General features: G+C 69.0%; 12 protein-coding genes. 8 read left to right on the top strand and 4 right to left on the bottom strand.

Translation table 11 applies throughout. From position 1 onward, the window contains the following. Positions 1-20 precede the first annotated feature (20 nt). Positions 21-1,826 carry a tetratricopeptide repeat protein gene (locus tag TSH58p_RS24350; protein WP_109469518.1) on the bottom strand — a complete coding sequence of 602 codons (1,806 nt, stop codon included), beginning with the start codon at positions 1,824-1,826 and terminating at the stop codon, positions 21-23. Between the two features lie 74 nt (positions 1,827-1,900). On the opposite strand from TSH58p_RS24350, the gene TSH58p_RS24345 reads away from it, so the two are divergent. The 8 genes from TSH58p_RS24345 to TSH58p_RS24310 all read left to right on the top strand — a co-directional run bounded on the left by TSH58p_RS24345 (position 1,901) and on the right by TSH58p_RS24310 (position 10,282). Continuing rightward, positions 1,901-2,863, top strand: coding sequence for a L,D-transpeptidase (locus TSH58p_RS24345; RefSeq protein ID WP_109469517.1), 963 nt, complete (start codon positions 1,901-1,903; stop codon positions 2,861-2,863). Positions 2,864-2,981: 118 nt separating this feature from the next. Continuing rightward, entirely contained in the window at positions 2,982-3,851 is an 870-nt protein-coding gene (locus tag TSH58p_RS24340) for a branched-chain amino acid ABC transporter permease (RefSeq protein ID WP_109469516.1), read from the top strand. Beyond that, positions 3,848-4,837: a branched-chain amino acid ABC transporter permease gene (locus TSH58p_RS24335; RefSeq protein ID WP_109469515.1), complete on the top strand. Its 990-nt coding sequence runs from the start codon at positions 3,848-3,850 to the stop codon at positions 4,835-4,837. The genes TSH58p_RS24340 and TSH58p_RS24335 overlap by 4 nt, the downstream gene beginning before the upstream one ends. Then, complete coding sequence (locus TSH58p_RS24330; protein WP_109469514.1) at positions 4,837-5,562, top strand: ABC transporter ATP-binding protein; 726 nt, start codon at positions 4,837-4,839, stop codon at positions 5,560-5,562. Before TSH58p_RS24335 ends, TSH58p_RS24330 begins: the two co-directional genes overlap by 1 nt. A gap of 153 nt (positions 5,563-5,715) precedes the next feature. Further along, a complete protein-coding gene (locus TSH58p_RS24325; protein ID WP_109469513.1) occupies positions 5,716-7,428 on the top strand; it encodes a methyl-accepting chemotaxis protein in 1,713 nt (570 codons plus the stop codon). A 121-nt stretch (positions 7,429-7,549) separates the two neighbouring features. Beyond that, positions 7,550-8,671: an LPS export ABC transporter permease LptF gene (gene lptF, locus TSH58p_RS24320; protein ID WP_109469613.1), complete on the top strand. Its 1,122-nt coding sequence runs from the start codon at positions 7,550-7,552 to the stop codon at positions 8,669-8,671. Positions 8,672-8,687: 16 nt separating this feature from the next. Beyond that, positions 8,688-9,701 carry a glycosyltransferase family 9 protein gene (locus TSH58p_RS24315; protein WP_109469512.1) on the top strand — a complete coding sequence of 338 codons (1,014 nt, stop codon included), beginning with the start codon at positions 8,688-8,690 and terminating at the stop codon, positions 9,699-9,701. Positions 9,702-9,793: 92 nt separating this feature from the next. After that, positions 9,794-10,282 carry a flagellar biosynthesis regulator FlaF gene (locus tag TSH58p_RS24310; RefSeq protein WP_109469511.1) on the top strand — a complete coding sequence of 163 codons (489 nt, stop codon included), beginning with the start codon at positions 9,794-9,796 and terminating at the stop codon, positions 10,280-10,282. 163 nt (positions 10,283-10,445) lie between these two features. Here the strand turns inward: TSH58p_RS24310 and TSH58p_RS24305 are convergent, their stop codons facing one another. The 3 genes from TSH58p_RS24305 to TSH58p_RS24295 form a co-directional block, all read right to left on the bottom strand. Continuing rightward, on the bottom strand, positions 10,446-12,512 hold the full coding sequence (locus TSH58p_RS24305) for a hypothetical protein (protein WP_109070468.1): 2,067 nt from the start codon (positions 12,510-12,512) through the stop codon (positions 10,446-10,448). Then, positions 12,509-13,915: a flagellar hook-associated protein FlgK gene (flgK, locus tag TSH58p_RS24300; protein ID WP_109070467.1), complete on the bottom strand. Its 1,407-nt coding sequence runs from the start codon at positions 13,913-13,915 to the stop codon at positions 12,509-12,511. The genes TSH58p_RS24305 and flgK overlap by 4 nt, the downstream gene beginning before the upstream one ends. Positions 13,916-14,007: 92 nt before the next feature. After that, positions 14,008-17,424: a flagellar hook-basal body complex protein gene (locus tag TSH58p_RS24295; protein WP_109070466.1), complete on the bottom strand. Its 3,417-nt coding sequence runs from the start codon at positions 17,422-17,424 to the stop codon at positions 14,008-14,010. Between the last annotated feature and the right edge of the window lie 125 nt (positions 17,425-17,549).

The raw sequence follows: 17,549 nt of genomic DNA, 5'->3' as shown, positions 1-17,549 counted from the left end.
CGCGTCCCCTCCCTTTTCCTTTACGCCGTCTGGGCTTCGAGCGCGTAGGCGAGCAGCTTTTCCACCGACGCGCGGCGGTCGCCGGCCGCGGCGAAGCGGGCGCGGGCCTCGGCCGACTGCCGGTCGCGGAAGGCCGGATCGCTCGCCAACGCGGCGGCGCGGTCCAGGAAGGCCGCGTCGTCGGCCACGGTGAAGGCCGGACCGGCCACGGTCGCCACGTCGCCCGCCGCGACGGTCACCACCGGAACCCCGTCGGCCAGCGCGAAGGCCGCGCTGCCGCCGCCGCCCTGGCGGCGGGGGTTCAGGTAGGCGGTGGCGAGGCGGTGCAGCGCCCGCACATCATCGACATCGCCCAGCGTGTGGATGCGCCCGGCGTTGCGCAGGGCGGCGAGCCGCTGCGGCAGCGACTCCACGCCGCCGGCGACGGCGATCCGGGCCTCCGGCAGGCGGTCGAGCAGCGAATCGGCCAGCGCCAGGAAGTCCGGCCCGGCCTCCTGGTCCAGGCGGTTGCCGACCACGAGGAACAGCGGTCCCCCGTCCGGCCCGGCGTCGGGAATGCCGAAATCGGCGCGGCGGCGCTCCGGCCCCGTGGGCGGCAGGGTCCAGCCGAAGGAGAAGGGCCGGAAACGCTCCGCCATGTCCGCCGGCCAGCCCTGGGTGGTGTCGGCCTCGCCATAGCCCAGCACCAGCCGGGCCATCGACAGCGGCAGGCCGGAGGAGGTCGGCACGCAGATCACCGGGCGGGCGCCGGAGAACAGGTCGGCCACCACGTTGGACCCGCCGAAGGCGACGATGACGTCGGGGTCGAAGCCGTCCAGGTAATCGACGATGGCGTTCACCTTCTCCTCGTCGAAGCGCTTCTGCGGGAAGGACATCATACGGACCCGGGCGCCGAAGGCGGCGATGACCTGCTCCCCGTCATACTCCTCGGTGATGTTGTAGGAGTATTCGGGGACGAAACCGTTCTCGCCGGTGATCGCCATGGCGTTCGGATTGAGGATGACCACCTCGCGCCCGAACTCGTCCTGCAGGCGGCGGGCGAAGTCGAAGGCGTCCGCCGTGGGCTGGTGGCCGGCGCCGAGCATCTGGTTGGTGATCAGGGCGACCCGCTTGACCTCGCCCCGCGGCGTGGCCCGCTTCATGCGGCGGCGCAGGTGGTAGCGCAGCGCCGTCTCGTCCACCATCAGGCGGTAATAGTCGGTGAGAGTCCCGGATTGGAACGCGCCGGTGTCGCCGTGCCGCGCCGCCCCCTGGAAGAGCTGCATCGCCATGCCCCAGAAGGCGTAATGGATCGACGGCACGGTGAAGCGCATCGGGTCTTCCAGCACGGCGTTCGTCAGCGCCTCGTAATGGGCGACGTCGCCGTCGAGCAGGAACAGCAGCGAATGGCGCCGCATCACGTCGCCCATGGCGTATCCCGCATCGACCTCGCTGGCCGCGGCGCGGCGGGTCTCGTCGTCGTAGCGGCGGATCAGCCCGGCCAGCGCGCTGACGTTGCCCCAGCCTTCGCCCTCGTTGGTCAGCAGGGTCAGGGCGCGGGCGAAGCTCAGCGCCGCGTCGTGGGCCTGGCCGGTGGCGTGCAGGGCGTGCCCCAGGTTGGCGTGCAGCAGGGGCGAGGTCGGGTCACCGGCCACCGCCCGTCCGATCAGGTCCACGGCCTCCGCCGGCCGCCCGCTCTGCAGCCCGATGACGCCAAGCAGATGGAGCGCGTCCGGATGGCCGGGCGACGCCGCCAGCACCTCCCGGTACAGGCTTTCCGCCTCCGTGGTGCGGCCGGCGCGGTGGTGTTCGGTCGCAACGGCCAGCGTCTGTTCGATGGTGTCCATGGTCGGCGTTCCTGCTGCTTGGTCCCTGACGGCATGTTTACGCGCTTTTAGGGCGGATGCGCTGAACTTTTCCCATGCAGCGCACCGCGACATTCTTGTGGCATCTCGTTCCGACCGCAACCCTGGCGATTGCGCTCGCGCTCGTTTCGCCCGACGGCCTCCGCGCGCAGGACACGGCCACCACCACCGGAGCCGCCACCGGGGTCGCCACCGAGTCCATGCCGCCGCCGCGAATCGTCATCAGCCTGACGGAGCGCCGGCTTCACCTGCTGGAGGAGGGCCGTCCGCCGCGCTCCTTCCCGGTCGCCATCGGGCGGCCCGGCGTGGCGATTCCGCTGGGGGACAGCCGGGTCCTGCGCAAGCGGCGCAACCCGACCTGGCACCCGACCGCCAACCAGCGCCGGGAAAACCCGGCATTGCCGGTGTCGGTGCCGCCGGGGCCGGCGAATCCGCTGGGCAAGTTCGCGCTCGACCTCGGCTGGACGGCCATCGCCATCCATGGCACCAACGAGCCGGACTCGGTGGGCCGCCGGGCCAGCGGCGGCTGCTTCCGCATGCTGCCCGCCGACATCGCCGCCCTGTTCGAGGCGGTTCCGGTCGGGACGCCCGTCCGAGTCGTCTCCGGCCCGGCCGCCGTTCCGCCGGCGCAACCCGCCATTGCGGTTGCCGCCACGGTTGCTGCCGCGGCGGTGCCGCCCGCCAAGGCCGTGCCGCCGCCGCTTCCCATCCTGCCCGATCCGCGCTGCGCGACAGCTAGCGCACCGCTGCGCCGGATGATCTGCACGGAGCCGGACCTGGCGGCGCTGGACGGGCGGGCCCGCGGGCTGCACCAGCGTCATCTCGCCGCCCTGCCGGCGGAGCGCCGCGACGCCGCGGCCTACGCGTTGCTTCAGGAGGAACGCCGCTTCGACGACCGCATCACCGCCCGCTGCTGGGTCCGCCGCGGCATGGAGGAGGATCCGGCGGTCGCCGCCGCCGCGCGGGCCTGCCTGGGCGACGCCCTGACCGCGCGGCTGGAGGAGGCGAAGCGCCGCTGATCGCCGCCCGATCCGCACAGGAAACTTGCCACGACTACGAAGGACTGCTACGCCGCTCAGGCTTGGCCATCCGGGGCTCCGTTGGCCGTTCCGGGGCTCCGCCAAGGGCTGATCGCGCATGCCGTTTGACTATTACCTGAACATCGCCGCGTCGGGCCTGCTGACCGGACTGGTCTACGGGCTGGCGGCGCTCGGCCTGTCGGTCATCTTCGGCGTCGTGCGCGTGGTCAACTTCGCGCACGGCGAGATGATGGTCGCCGGCATGTACGGCGCCGTGCTGCTGGCGAGCCTGCTCGGGCTCGACCCGATCCTGGCGGCGCCCGTCGTCGCGGCGGTGCTGTTCGCCTTCGGCTGGGTGCTGCAGCGCGGGCTGGTCAACCGCTTCGTGGAGCGGCCCGAGCACATGCAGTTCATCCTGCTGCTGGGCATCGCGACGATCATCCTGAACGCCATGCTGATGCTGTTCGGGCCGGATTCGCGCAACGTCATGGTGCCCTACAGCTTCGACACGGTGGAGATCGGGCCGCTGCTGCTCGACGCGGTGCGGCTGCGCGCCGGGGCCGGGGCGATCGTGGTGACGGTGGCGCTGTTCGCCTTCTTCCGCTTCAGCCGCACCGGCAAGGCCATCCGCGCCTGCGCCGACAACCCGCTGGGCGCCCGCGTCGTCGGGCTGAACATCGACGGGCTCTACGCGCTGACCTTCGGCATCGGCGCCGGGGTGGTGGGGATCGCCGGCGCGCTGATGACGCTGCTGGTCGACTCCCGTCCCCAACTGGCGCCGGAATACACGCTGCTGAGCTTCATCATCGTCATCGTCGGCGGGCTGGGCAGTCTGCCGGGCGCCTTGCTGGGCGGCATGCTGATCGGCTTTTCGGAGGCGATGGCCGGCTTCCTGCTGGACCCCTCGCTCAAATCCCTCTTCAGCTATGGTGTGCTGATCGTGGTGTTGCTGCTGCGCCCGCAGGGCCTGCTGGGGAAACGGTCGTGACGGGGCGCGGGATCGTCCTTCTGGCGCTGTGCGGCGCGCTGCTGCTCGCCGCGCCGATGTTCGCCGACCGTTACGTTTTGTCGGTGCTGACCACCGTGCTGTGGTTCGCCTATGTCGGGCAGGCGTGGAACGTGATGATGGGCTTCTCCGGCCTGCTGTCGCTGGGCCATGCGCTCTATGTCGGGTTGGGGGCCTACGCCAGCGCGGCGCTGTTCGTGCATTTCGGGATCGGCCCCTGGGCGGGGATGTGGGTGGCGATGCTGGCGGCGACGGCGGCGGGCTGCTTCATCGGCTTCCTGGGCTTCCGCTTCGGGGTGCGCGGCGTGCATTTCGCGCTGCTGACCATCGCCTTCGCCGAGGTGGCGCGCATCGGCTTCGACCATCTGCTCTGGTTCGGCGGCTCGGGCGGCTTCTTCATCCCGGTGGCGGGCGACGCCGGCAACGACCTGCTGAACCTGCGCGGCTCGCCGGAGCTGTTCTACTACGTGATTCTGGCGCTGGTGCTGGCCGCGCTGGCCCTGTCGCGGGTGCTGTTGCACAGCCGCCTCGGCTACCAGTGGCTGGCCGTTCGCGAGGAGCCGGAGGCGGCGGAGGCGGTGGGCGTCGACCTGTTCCGCGCGCGCATCGCCGCGGTCGCCGTGTCCTCCGCCCTGACGGCGCTGGGCGGGGTGTTCCAGGCCTTCTACTTCAACAACCTGTTCCCCGAGCAGGTCTTCTCCATGGGCCGCTCCATCGAGATCATCCTGCCGGCCATCGTCGGCGGCATCGGCACGCTGATCGGGCCGATCCTCGGCGCCTTCATCCTGACCCCGCTGGGCGAGCTGCTGACCTTCCTGATCGAGGTGACCGGCTTCGACCTGCCGGGCCTGAAGCAGCTGTTCTACGGGGTGGCTCTGGTGGTGATCGTCGTCTACCGCCCGGACGGGGTGTGGCCGTGGCTGGCCGCCCGGCTGGGCCTCGTCCGCCGTCCCGGGGAGGACGCGTGATGGCGGCGCTTCTGGAGGTCGAGGGCCTGTCCAAGCGCTTCCGCGGGCTGAAGGCCGTCTCCAACGTCAGCTTCGCCGTGCCGGAGGGGCGGATCGTCGCGCTGATCGGCCCGAACGGCGCCGGCAAGACGACCACCTTCAATCTGATCGCCGGGGTCTTCCCGCCCGACGAGGGGCGGGTGCATCTGAAGGGCGCGGCGATCACCGGGTTGAAGCCCAACCGCATCTGCTCCGCCGGCATCGGCCGGACGTTCCAGATCGTCAAGCCGTTCGGGCAGCTGTCGGTCGAGGAGAACGTGGTCGTCGGCGCGCTGGCCCGCGAACGGTCGGTGGCCGCGGCGCGCGACCACGCTCGGAAAGTCCTGGACCGCCTGGGGCTGGCCGATCAGGCCAACCGCCCGGCGCGCAGCCTGACCCTGCCGGACCGCAAGCGGCTGGAGGTCGCCCGCGCGCTCGCCACCCGCCCGATCCTGCTGCTGCTCGACGAGGTGCTGGCCGGCCTGCGCCCGACCGAGGTCGACCGCATGGTCGAGGTGCTGCGCGACCTGAACCGGCGCGAGGGCATGACGATCCTGATGATCGAGCATGTGATGCGCGCGGTGATGGCCCTGTCCGACCAGGTGGTCGTGCTGGACCATGGCGAGAAGATCGCCGACGGCCTGCCGGCGGAGGTCGTGGCGAACCCCAAGGTGATCGAATCCTACCTGGGCGCCGAGGATATCTGACCGGCCGTCCCCAACGGACGCGCCCGGCGCTGGAAACACTCCTTTAATGTTTGTTGGCCCATCATTCGTTCCCAGATAAGGGCAACGACCGACACAGCAACGTCCGGTCGAGAAAAGAAGCGTCCGACAATGGGTGCTGCACGGGAGGAACGAATGAAGGCACTCGGCAATCTGCGGATTGGCCAAAGGCTGTCCATCGGCTTCGCGGCGGTGATCGCGGTGCTGGTGGTGACGGTCGGCACCGGCCTGCTGCTGACCGACAACGGGAAGACGCTCAGCCGTCTGGTGGCCGATGTCCGCATGCCGACGGCGCTGGCCGGGCAGGGCATCGTCGCGGCGGTCACCGCGACCAACGCCGCCATGCAGGGCTATCTGCTGACCAACCGCGAGGATCTGAAGCAGGAGCGCAACGTCGCCTGGGACCGCATCGACGCCCTGCGCCAGGAGATGGACGGCCTGTCCGCCCGCTGGTCCGACCCGCAGGTCCAGGCCACCTGGGACGCGGTGAAGCCGCTGCTCGACCATCTGCGCCGCGACCAGGACATGGCCGAATCGCTGGGCACCATCGGCGACCAGATGGGGGCGCTGAACTCCCTGAACGACGACGCGATCCCGCGCGCCAACCAGGTGATGAGCCTGCTGGTCGGCGACGCCCGCTCCAACGACGCCAGCGGCCTGATCCCGCGCCAGCGCGCCCTGCTGCAGGCCGACACGGCGGGGATGATCGAGGGCGCCGACCGTCTGGTGATGGTGCAGGCGGTTCTGCTGACCCTGGGGCTGCTGATCGCGGCGGCGGCGGTCCTGCTGACCTCGCGTTCCATCGTGCGGCCGCTCGGCGCCATGACGGAGGCGATGCGGCGGCTGGCCGACGGCGACTCCGCGACCCCTGTGCCGGCCACCGGGCGGGGTGACGAGATCGGGCAGATGGCCAAGGCCGTGCTGGTCTTCAAGGACAACATGATCGCCGCGCGGCAGGCCGCCGAGCGCGAGCACGCGGAACAGGACGTCCGCGCCCGCCGCGCCCGCGCCATCGAGGAACTGACCGGCCGCTTCGACCGCGAGGCGGCGGCCGTGCTCGGCTCGGTCTCCGCCGCCGCGGTGCAGATGAAGGCGACGGCCAGCCAGCTCGCCGCGACGGCGGAGCAGACCTCCCGCCAGTCGGTGACCGTGGCCGGCGCGTCGGAGCAGGCCAGCGCCAACGTGCAGACCGTCGCCACCGCGACGGAGGAGCTGGCCGCTTCGGTCCAGGAGATCGGCCGGCAGGTCGCCAGCAGCACCGCCATCGCCGACGAGGCGGTGCACAAGGCCGAGCGCGCCGATCAGGCGATGCGCAGCCTCGCCAGCGCCTCGGCGGAGATCGTCGCGGTGATCGACCTGATCACCCAGGTGGCCTCCCAGACCCGGCTGCTGGCGCTGAACGCCACCATCGAGGCGGCGCGGGCCGGCGAGATGGGCAAGGGCTTCGCCGTCGTGGCGGCGGAGGTGAAGGCGCTGGCCGACCAGACCACCCGCGCCACCGACGAGATCGCCGCGAAGATCGTCTCCGTCCGCAGCGAGACCGAGGGGGCGGTGGCCTCGATCGGCGACGTGATGGGCACCATCGGGCGAATCAGCGAGGTCGCCTCGACCATCGCCGCGGCGGTGGAGCAGCAGCAGGCGGCGACGCGGGAGATCGCCCGCAACATCCAGCAGGCCGCCGTCGGCACGCACGACGTGACGTCCAACATCGCCGACGTGAACCGGGCGGCCAGCGAGACCGGCAGCGCCGCCCGCAACGTGCTGGAGGCCGCGGGATCGCTGTCCGACCAGGCGGACGGGCTGCGCAGCAAGGTGGAGGTGTTCCTGACCGCGGTGCGCACGGCCTGACGCGGCGGGGGGTGCCTTGCGGAGCAAAAGTTCGGCGCGCCGGGCCTGTTGCCAGATCAGCACTTGACCCGGACGCCCGAGCCCGTCAGCTTCTCGCCGGGCTTCCCCGTGACGCATGCACATGAACCGACTGCAACGCTATCTCTTCCGCAATCTTCTGATCGCCCTTCTCTATTCCACGGCCGGCCTGACCCTGACGATCTGGCTGAGCCAGTCCTTGCGGCTGATCGAGATGGTGGTGGAAGCCGGGGCTCCGATGCGGGTGTTCCTGTGGCTGCTCGTCCTTACGGTGCCGACCTTCCTCGGCATCGTGCTGCCGCTGGCGCTGGTCGGGGCGGTGCTGTTCACCTACAACCGGCTGGCGACCGACAGCGAGCTGGTGGTGATGCGCGCCGCCGGCGTCGGCCCCTTCGCGCTGGCCGCTCCGGCGATGCTGCTGGCCTTCGGCGTCACGGTGGTCGTCTATGTGCTGAACCTCTGGCTGACGCCCGCCGCCCACCAGGAGCTGGTGCGCATGGAATACGCCGTGCGCAGCGACTACTCGCAGCTGTTCCTGCGCGAGGGCGTGTTCAACGAGGTGGGCGACCGCTTCAGCGTCTTCGTGCGCGAGCGCGACAGCGACGCCAACCTGCACAACGTGATCATCCATGACGGGCGCGTTCCGGAAAAGCCGGTGACCATCATGGGCGAGCGGGCGGTGATGCTGACCGGGTCGGAGGGTGCGCGCTTCGTCGTCTACAACGGCAACCGGCAGGAGCTGGACCGCAAGACCAACCGGCTGTCCCAGCTTTTCTTCGAACGCTACGCGGTCGACCTGAAGGTGCTGAGCAGCGCCAGCGCCGAGCGCTACCCCGACGCCCGCGAGCGCTCCACCGACGAGCTTCTGCACCCGTCCCCCCAGTTGGCGAGCGATCCGAAGATGGTGCGGGACCTGCTGGCCGAGCTGCACCACCGCCTGTCCTCGCCTCTTCTGGCGCTGGCCTACACCATGGTGGCGCTGGCCTGCCTGCTGTCGGGCGAGTTCAACCGGCGCGGCCAGTCGGTGCGCGTGACCACCGCGGTGCTGGTGGTGATGGCCATCCAGTCCGCCGTCCTCGGCCTGTCCAGCCTCGCCGCCAAGGTGACCGTGCTGGTGCCGCTGATGTATGTGCTGCCGGTGGCGGCGCTGGTGCCGGCGGCCTGGATTCTGTCGCGCAACCTGCGGCGGCGCGTGCCGCCCGGCGGCGAAGCGGCGGCGGGCTGAGGGGGCGGGCCGGGTCTTGCGCATCCTGTTCATCACGTCCAACCGTCTCGGCGACGCGGTCCTGTCCACCGGGCTGCTGGCCCATCTGACGGAACGGCATCCGGACGCCGCGCTGACCATCGCCTGCGGGCCGCTGCCGGCGCCGCTGTTCCGCTCCGTGCCGGGGCTGGAGCGGCTGATTCCCATGCCGAAGCGGGCCTGGGCGCGGCATTGGGTCGACCTGTGGCGGGCCTGCGTCGGCACGCGGTGGGATTTGGTGGTGGATCTGCGCAACTCCGCGGTCGGCCGTCTCGTCCTGGCGAAGCGCCGTTTCTTCCACGCCCGTGCCCCCCATCTCCACAAGGTGGAGGAGATCGGGCGGGTGCTGGGCCTGTCGCCGCCCCCGCCCCCCCGTCTGTGGATCGACGCGGCGGCCGAGGCGGAGGCCGACCGGCTGCTGCCCGGCGGGGCGGAGCCGTTCCTGGCCATCGGCCCGACCGCGAACTGGACCGGCAAGGAATGGCCGGCGGACCGCTTCGCCGCGCTTGCGGCGCGGCTGACCGGCCCGGGCGGCCGGCTGTCCGGCCGGCGCGTCGCCGTCCTCGCCGCCGGACCGGAGCGCGAGCGCGCCCGGCCGGTTCTGGAGGCGCTGGGCGAACGGGCCATCGACCTGACCGGGCGGACCGACCCGATGGCCGCGGCGGCCTGCGTGCGCCGGGCGGCGCTCTATGTCGGCAACGATTCCGGGCTGATGCACATCGCCGCCGCCGCCGGCACGCCGACCGTGGGGCTGTTCGGTCCGGGCTTCCCGGAGACCTACGGTCCCTGGGGCGTGGCGGCGCGCACCGTGATCAGCCGGGTTCCGCGGTCCGAACTGCTGGCCCGCCAGAAGGCCGACCCACAGGCCACCGGCCTGATGGACGGCATTTCCATCGAGGCGGTCGAGCAGGCGGCGGGTGAACTGCTCGGACCGGCAATGCCGGATCCTGTAATGCCGGAACCCCGTGAAGTCGTGACAAATCCTTGCAAATCACCGGAAACAGGTCCCTAAAGTTGACAAGGATTGAAGGATCGCTGACAATCCTTTTGGCCCGGACCTGATTCAGCATTGCTCTGTCCGGCGGCCTGTCCCGAGGGTTTGGAATGAAGCCGACACCGACATACGCGAACAAGCCGACCTCCGACAATCCCCGTGATGTCGAGGCCTGGGCTTTGGCGGAGGCGTCGCGGCGCCTGATCGATGCCGGGCGCAGCCCCGTGAACGAAGAGACGCTCCGCGCCGCCCTGCAGTTGAATCAGCGCCTGTGGACGATCTTCCAGGCCGCGATGACCGAAGAGGATTGCGGGCATCCGCCGGAGGTGCGCACCAACATCGCCGCCCTGTCGCTGCTGGTCGATCGCGAGACGGTCGCCCGGCTGATCGACCTGGACGTGTCGAAGCTGGACACGCTCATCAGCATCAACCGGTCGGTGGCCAGCGGCCTGACCGCCCGCCCCGACGCGCCCGCCCAGGGCCAGCCGGCGCCGGCTCCGCAGGCGGGGGCGCGTCCCGCCATGGCCCAGCCGATGGCTCCGCCGGTGTCCGCCCCGGATGGCCAGCCGCCGCGCCAGTCGCTGCGCATCTCGATCTGAAGCCTCGGCGCTTCGAACGAAAAACCGGCGCCCTTCGGGGCGCCGGTTTCGTTTTGGCAGTTTCGTTTTGGCAGTTTCGTTTTGATGGCGGCTGCCCGAAAAGGGTCGGTTGGCCTTGCCCCCCGGCCCTCCCCCGCAAGCAGGGGAGGGAGCCATCGCCGCTTCAGGCGATGTAGTTCAGCAGCGACAGCTTCTGGCGCTGGCCGGCGACCGTGTAGGCGGCCTCCAGCGCGTTCATGGAGGTGCGCAGGCGGGCGGCCACCTCGGTCTCGTCGATGCCTTCGATGCCGGCGATGCGCTCGACGACCGTGGCCGACGCGGTGGTGTGGGCGGTCTTCTTCTCCTCCAGCGTGGCGAGGTCGGACGCCACCTTGGAATGGACCGACCGCACCTCGTCCTTGGCCTGGGCCATCAGCTCCCGCGACTTGGTGATGTACTCCTCGTACTTGCCGGGATTGGACGCGGCGACATGGGCCATGCGGAAGGCGGCGACCAGCTTCTGGAAGGCGCGGTCGTCGCTGGTGACGCCGTAGGTCAGCGTCTGGCCATCGTCGATGGTGACCGCGGCCTTGTCCCACGCCTTGCTGTTCTTCCGGTTCGACATGTATTCCGAATCGTAGAAGGGCAGGTCCGGCGGGTCCACATAGGGCAGGTCGGTCAGGGCGTCGGCCTGCGACGGCAGGGTCGCGACCGAGATGGTGTTGTCGATCTGGCCGTTGACCGCCCGCACCGAGGTGGTGAACTGCTGCACGCGCGATGGATGGTTCGGGTCCATCGTGCTGTTGCTGGTCAATTGGATCGTCGATCCGTTGCCGGCGGCGTCGATGCTCACCGGCGGCACCGGGCTGGTCTTCCCGAACTCGGCGCGCAGCATGTCGGCCACCTTCGACACGTCGGTGACGCCGTTGTTGTAGTCCTTCTCCGTGACCGTGTAGCGGACCGTGTATTGCTGGTAGGGCGGCAGGTCCTCCGGCTCGTCCGGATGCTCCGAATAATATTTCCGGTTGAAGGGGTCGTCCGGGTTGCCGACGACGACGTTGATCTCGTAGGTGTCGCCGATGTCCACGCCGTCGCCGGTCAGCGCGAAGCTGTCGATCTGCTTCAGCCCCGTGCCGGCGGGCGCCGGCAGGGTGGCCGCCTGGGTGGTGGTCGGCGCCGTCATCGAGTTGTCGATGCTCATCGAGTTCTGGACGCGCGCCTTCACGTCGAACTTCTGGCTCGGGTCCTCGCTGATCAGCGAGATGACGCCGTTGGCCGCGGAGGCGATGATCGGCAGCTTCGGGTTGGCCGACTGGATCAGGCTGTTGAGCGTGCTGGCGACGAAGGTGACGGTCTTCGGATCGCCCGGCTGGACCTGATAGCCGAAGGGCTTGCCGTCGATCGACACCTCGAAGTAGTCGTCGGCGTTGACCATCGACCCGTTCAGCGTGACGCGGGTGGACTGCGGCTGGGCCAGCAGGTCGCCGACCGGCTCCGTGCCGTAGCGCGAGCCGGCGAACAGGTAGCGGTCGCCGAACTGCTCGTTCAGAAGCTGCTGGATGTCGCGGAGCGCGCCCTCGACCCGGTCGCGCATGTCGTTGGCCTGCGGCCAGCTCACGTTGAAGGTGCTGCTCGACGCCGCGGTGAGCTGGTCGAAGCTCAGGTTCAGCACCGCGCCTTCTCCGGGGCCGCCGTCGATCTTGAAGTTGTAGCCGCCGCCGTCGCTGGGGGGCACGGTCTTCAGATTGATGGTGCGGGTGGTCTTGCCGCCCAGCCCGTCGGTCACCGTCACGTCGAACGACCCGTTGACCCCGTCCTTCGAGGGGGTGGAGGTCACGGTGTAGCGGGCGTTCTGGGTGAAGGTGGACTTGTCGCCGTTGACCGTCAGCTTCAACGCGTCGGGATTGCTGTTGAAGGGGGACGTGACGCTGGCCGGTCCCGGCTGGAACGGCATCAGGTTGCTGCTCTGCCAGTCCGTGGCCATCTTCTCCAGGCTGTTCAGCACCGTGTCGGTCGCCTTCACGCGCGGCGACGCGGTGTTGATGTTCTGGACATAGGACTCGCGCTGGGTCAGTTCGGCGCGCAGGGCCAGCAGCTTCTGCGTCTCGGCCCCGTAGGCGTTCAGGTCGGTGGACTTCTTGCCGGTGGTCAACTGCTCGGAGAGCGTGTCCACCTTGTTCTGGCCGTTGGTCAGGTTGCGAACCAGGCCAAGATACTTGGCGTAGCTGCTGACTTGAGTGACGGAGCTCATCGGACGATCGCCTCCAGCGCGTCAAACATCGTATTGGCCACTTGCATGACCCGTGCCGACGCGGCGTAGGAGGTCTGGAGCTGCTGCAGATTCGCGATTTCCTCGTCGATGTTGACGCCGGTCGTCGCGTGATAGCGCTCCTCCAGGATCTGGCGGGAGTCCTTGTCCAGCGAGGACTTGTCCATCGCGGTCTTGGCCGCGGACATCCAGCCGCCGGTGATGTTGCTGGTGATGGAGCTGAAGGACGCGCCCTCCAGCTTCAGCCCGTCGGCCTGGAAGCTGCGGCCCGTGGCGCTGAGCGCCGTCACCACGTCCTTCACGGCCGCGCTTTTCAGTTTCTTCGTGTTGTTCAGCAGGTTCTCGTTCACGTGGATGGTGAAGCGGTCGTTGCCCATGAAGAACTGCGTGCCTTCCTCGCCCGGCACCGTCTTCGCCTGGTCGTAGGCGTCGCGGAAGCTGGTGGGCTCGCCGGGCTTGGTGGAGCCGGTGAACATCTGCGCGTAGGCGTCGAGCTGCGAGCGCAGCTTGCGGATCACCTCGGTGGTCGGGTCGGCGCTGGCCGGCTGCGGCGGGTTGGAGGTCGAGCCGTCGGCGCGCAGGTTCATCAGCGCCGCGACCTTTCCCTCCTTCAGGTGCTGGTTGACGTTGGTGACTTGATTGCCCACCGTCAGGTTGATATTGCCGCCCTCGTAGGAAAGATTTGCCGCCTGGCTGTCGACCAGCGCCAGCCCCGTCGGGGTGAAGACGGCGATGCGGCCGTCCGGGCGGGCCATCGTGCGCACGCCGACGTAGGTGCTCAGCTCGCGGATCAGCCCGTCGCGCTTGTCGGCCACCTCGTTGCCGGCCGAGCCGTAGCCCTGCAGCGACACGATGTTGTTGTTGATGCTCTCGATTTCCTTCAGCAGACGGTTGACCTCGCCGACCGATTGGCTGAGGTCGCCCTGGATCTCCCGGTCCATGTCCTCGACGCCCTGGGACACGCGATTGATCTCGCGCGCGAAGGTGTCGGCGGCCTGGACGAGCTGGTACTGCGCGACCTCGCTTTCCGGCGACGTTTCCACCGCCTTCCAGGCGGTTTGGAAGGCCTCGGCGTACTGGTTCAGCTGCGGCTTGCCGCTGGTCGTGCGCAGCAGGTCGCCCAGCTGCTGCATGTAGGAGGATTTGGTGGCCGAGGAGCCCTCGCGCGCGGTCAGGTCCTGCACCTGGCTGAGCAGGGCGGAATCGACCTCGCGGCGGTATTGGGAGGTGAGGACGAACCCGTTGGAATCCAGCACGTTCGACACGGTGTGCCGGGTGCGGGTGGGATCGTCGGCGCGGGCGACGTTGTCCGAGACCAGCTTCACCTGGGCCTGGACCGCACGGAGGCTGGCCGTCGCGCTGCCGAGGGCGCCGAAGAGGGACATGGCCGTTGGACCTTTCGTCTACGGAGAATGCGGTCTGCTGTTGGCCGGGCGGGCCGCGGATCACGCGGCCGCCCGCCGGATCGGAACCGCGCTTAGCGCTTCAGCCCGAGGACTTCCTGGAGCATCTCGTCGGAGGTCGTGACGATCTTGGTGTTGGCGGAGTAGGTGCGCTGGGTGACGATCAGCTTGGTGAACTCGTCCGCGATGTCCACGTTGGAGGACTCCACGCTGTTCGCGACCACCGCGCCGGCCCCGTTGGTGTCGGGGTCGTTGAAGTTCGGCCGGCCGCCGTCGTCCGTCTCGATGTAGACGCCGCCGGCCTCGCGCTGCAGGGCGTTGGGGTTGTTGAAGGTGACCACGGGAATGCGCCCGATGGTGCGGCTGCGGCCGTTGTCGTAATTGACGATCACGTCGCCGTTGTCGCCGTAGACCACCTCCTTGTACTGCCCGCGCGAGGCACCGTCCTGCACCAGCTCGCGCACGTTGATCTCGCTGCCGGCGAACTGGGTGACGCCGCCCGACTTGCCGATCTGGCCGAGGTTCAGGGTGATCTGCTGCGGGCCGAAGCCGTAATCCACCGTGAAGGTCACGTTGGCGTCCGCTCCCAGGCCCTGGTTGGCGGAGGTCACCGCCGTGCCGGTGCCGACCTTGGCCGTGCTGACGCTGGTGATGGTGCCGACGTTGCCGGGATCGGTGCCGAAGTTCAGCAGGACATGCGCGGGGGTGGTGCCGGCCTGGGCGGCGGTTTCCAGCGTGAACTGGTCGGCGGCGGTGCCGCTCGCCGACTTGGCGACGAGCTTCAGCACGCTGCCCTCGGCGCTGGCGGTCACCGGCAGGGAGGTGTTCTTGTTCACCAGATTGGCGAGGCTGGCCGCGATGGTCTCCATCGAGGTCTCCTCACCCGTCGTCCGGTAGGTGATCGGCGAGCCGTTGACGATGACCGTGTATTCGGCGTCCTTGTCGCCCGGCGTGCCGGTCAGGGTCACCGATTCCGACTGCCGCACCCCAGCCACGTTTGAGGTGGTGGTGGAGGCGGTCAGCGTGCCGGAGCTGCCGGTGGCGTTCTGGATGCTGGCCTTCGCCTCGAACTTGCCGGTGGTCGAGGTGTTGTGGGTGAGGGTCAGCCGGCCGCCGGTCGAGGTGGCGACGACGTTCAGGTTGGCGGCGTTGACGCGGTTGGCCAGCTCCTGCAGGACGCCGTTGATGTCCTGGAAGTTGCCGTAGTTGGACTTGTCCACCTTCACCGAGATCGGCGTGCCGTCGATCGACACCGAATAGACGTCGCCGATGTCGATCTGCGTCTGCGGGTAGGAGAATTCCTGGCGCTGACCGCGCGAGTCCGTCGGCGCGCTGATCGTCGGGCCGTTCACCTGGTTGTTGGAGGCCGCGCCCGAGGTGTATTCCTGGTCGATCTTGAAGGGCGTGCCGGGGTTGCGGGCGGTGACCTGCAACTGCGAATTCACCACCGACGCGATGACCGGTGCTTGCGGCCGGGCGGAGTTGATCTGGGCGGCCAGCGCGTTGGCGATCCCGCCGTAGGTCCCCATGGTCAGGATGTTGTCGGCGGTCACCGAGACCGCGTAAGGCACGCCGTCGACCCGCACGGTGTAGCTGTCGCCCACCCGCACGTTGTCCGTGCCGGTGATGTCCAGTTTGTTGCCGCTGACGTTCAGCGCCGTGCCATTCGTGGTCCCGGTCAGCACCAGATCACCCGCGCTGTTGACCGTGGCCCCCACGGCAAGACCAGCGTTGTTGATCTGCGTCATCAGATCGTTGACGACGCCTTTCATGTCGCTCAGCGTGTTGATGTTCGAGTAGGAGACCGTGGTCTTGAACTCGGTGCCCAGCACATTGACGACGTACTGGTCCGGCACTTTCAGGGTTGCCGCCGTGGGGAAGGAAACCTGAGTGATTTCGGGCAAGGCGGCGGTGGCTACCTGAATGGGGGTCGCCGTGGCCGCCGTAAAGTCCACCGGCGACGAAGCGACGACGTCGTTCTTGCGGCTGTCGGCGTTGGTCACGCCGTAGCTGGCCGTAAAGGTCTGTGTCGCGGCCGTTCCGTCCAGCACGAGCTGGTTGGCGGTTCCCGCCGGCACCGTGGCCGTGCCGATCAGAGCGTTGATGCCCAGTGGCGGCACGGCACCGTTGATCTGGCTCGCCAGATCGGCGACCACGCCGTTGATGTTGCCCAGCGCGCCGATGTTGGCCGAGGTGACGCGCGTCTTGAACTCTTTGCCCGCCACGGTGATGCGGAACTCGTCACCCACGTCGATGGCGGCGGTGGAGAAGGTGAAGGTGCTGCGCTGATCGCCGCTGACCGAGCCGGTCAGATTGGTCGAGGGGCCGCTGACCGTGCTGAGCTGCGGCGCGGAGTTGGAGAAGCTGCCGCTGACCTCGACCGGAGAGCCGTCCAGCTTTTTCACCAGGATTTTGCGTGGGTCGCTGCTGTCGATCTCGGCAGTGTAGGGCGCCGGCACCATCGCGTTGACCGCGCTGGCCAGCGCGTTCGCCACGTCCGAGTAATTCGGGAAGCTGGCGATGTTCGCGGCGGTCACCGCGACCGTCACGGAAGACCCGTTGAAGTTCAGGGTGTAGGTGTCACCGATCCGGATGTTGTCCTGCGATGTGCCGTCCGGATAGTAGTTGGTGCGGCCGCTCACCGTGACCGAGGAGGGCGGGACGGTGGTCGTGCCGTTGACCAGGACCTGGCTGACCTGGGCCACCGGGGTCACGCCGGACACCTGGCTGCCCGCCGCCATGGAGGCGGCGCCGCCGGTGAAGGAACCGGCCACCGGCTGGGTCGAGCTGCCCGGCGCCTCGATGCCCAGGCGCCACGCGTTGGCGGCGTCCTGGCGCCAGTTGAACTGGATGGTCCGGGCGTTGCCCTGGGTGTCGTAGACCTGAATGCTGGAGGACGGGATCGGCACGCCGGGCGTCGGGGTGGCCGGCAGGTTGGCGCCCAGCGTGATGCTGTTGGTCGACTGCGGCTTGTCGGTCAGGGTGTTGACCTGGAGCGGCTGCACCACGTCCTTCTTCAGCTGGCCGGTCACGTCGTCGACGATCCAGCCGTTCAGCGCGAAGCCGGCGCTGTTCACCAGATAGCGGTTCTTGTCCAGCTCGAAGTCGCCGACGCGGGTGTAATAGACGTTGTCGGCGTTCAGCGTGCCGGTCTGGGTCTGCACCGTCTCCCCCTGCTGGCCGGGGCCGGTCAGGCCGCGGCTGAGCTTGGACACGCTGAAGAAGCCCTGGCCCTGGATGGCGGCGTTGGTCGGGCTCTGCACCTGGGTCAGGTTGCCCTGGATGTTGTTCATGAAGACCGGCGCCGCCGTCACGCCGCCCGGCGCGTGCAACCGCTCGTTGGACTGGAGCACCAGCGTCTCGAAGGCCGTGTTGACCCGCTTGTAGCCGACCGTCGAGGCGTTGGCGATGTTGTCAGAGATGTGACCGAGGGCCTTCGACTGCGCGCTCAGGCCGAGGACGGCGGTGGTCATCGAACCGAAGATGCTCATGGCCAGGGATCTCCACGCGGAAAGGGCAAAAATCGTTGCCATTCGGGTAAGCAAGGACGATGCCAACTTCGTGGATGTCGATAACGCGTTGATTTTCAATAAAAATCAATTGGGGCAGTCGCGCC

This window comes from Azospirillum sp. TSH58 (genome assembly GCF_003119115.1).
Taxonomy (GTDB): Bacteria; Pseudomonadota; Alphaproteobacteria; order Azospirillales; family Azospirillaceae; genus Azospirillum.
This window is presented reverse-complemented; position numbering and strand designations above follow the sequence as displayed.

Bases quoted from the DNA above. Each gene is read 5' to 3' on its own strand.
- TSH58p_RS24305 (WP_109070468.1), bottom strand. From the start codon at position 12,512: ATGAGCTCCGTCACTCAAGTCAGCAGCTACGCCAAGTATCTTGGCCTG.
- TSH58p_RS24330 (WP_109469514.1), top strand. From the start codon at position 4,837: ATGGCGGCGCTTCTGGAGGTCGAGGGCCTGTCCAAGCGCTTCCGCGGG.
- TSH58p_RS24325 (WP_109469513.1), top strand. From the start codon at position 5,716: ATGAAGGCACTCGGCAATCTGCGGATTGGCCAAAGGCTGTCCATCGGC.
- TSH58p_RS24345 (WP_109469517.1), top strand. From the start codon at position 1,901: ATGCAGCGCACCGCGACATTCTTGTGGCATCTCGTTCCGACCGCAACC.
- flgK (WP_109070467.1), bottom strand. From the start codon at position 13,915: ATGTCCCTCTTCGGCGCCCTCGGCAGCGCGACGGCCAGCCTCCGTGCG.
- TSH58p_RS24340 (WP_109469516.1), top strand. From the start codon at position 2,982: ATGCCGTTTGACTATTACCTGAACATCGCCGCGTCGGGCCTGCTGACC.
- TSH58p_RS24350 (WP_109469518.1), bottom strand. From the start codon at position 1,826: ATGGACACCATCGAACAGACGCTGGCCGTTGCGACCGAACACCACCGC.
- TSH58p_RS24310 (WP_109469511.1), top strand. From the start codon at position 9,794: ATGAAGCCGACACCGACATACGCGAACAAGCCGACCTCCGACAATCCC.
- TSH58p_RS24295 (WP_109070466.1), bottom strand. From the start codon at position 17,424: ATGAGCATCTTCGGTTCGATGACCACCGCCGTCCTCGGCCTGAGCGCG.
- lptF (WP_109469613.1), top strand. From the start codon at position 7,550: ATGAACCGACTGCAACGCTATCTCTTCCGCAATCTTCTGATCGCCCTT.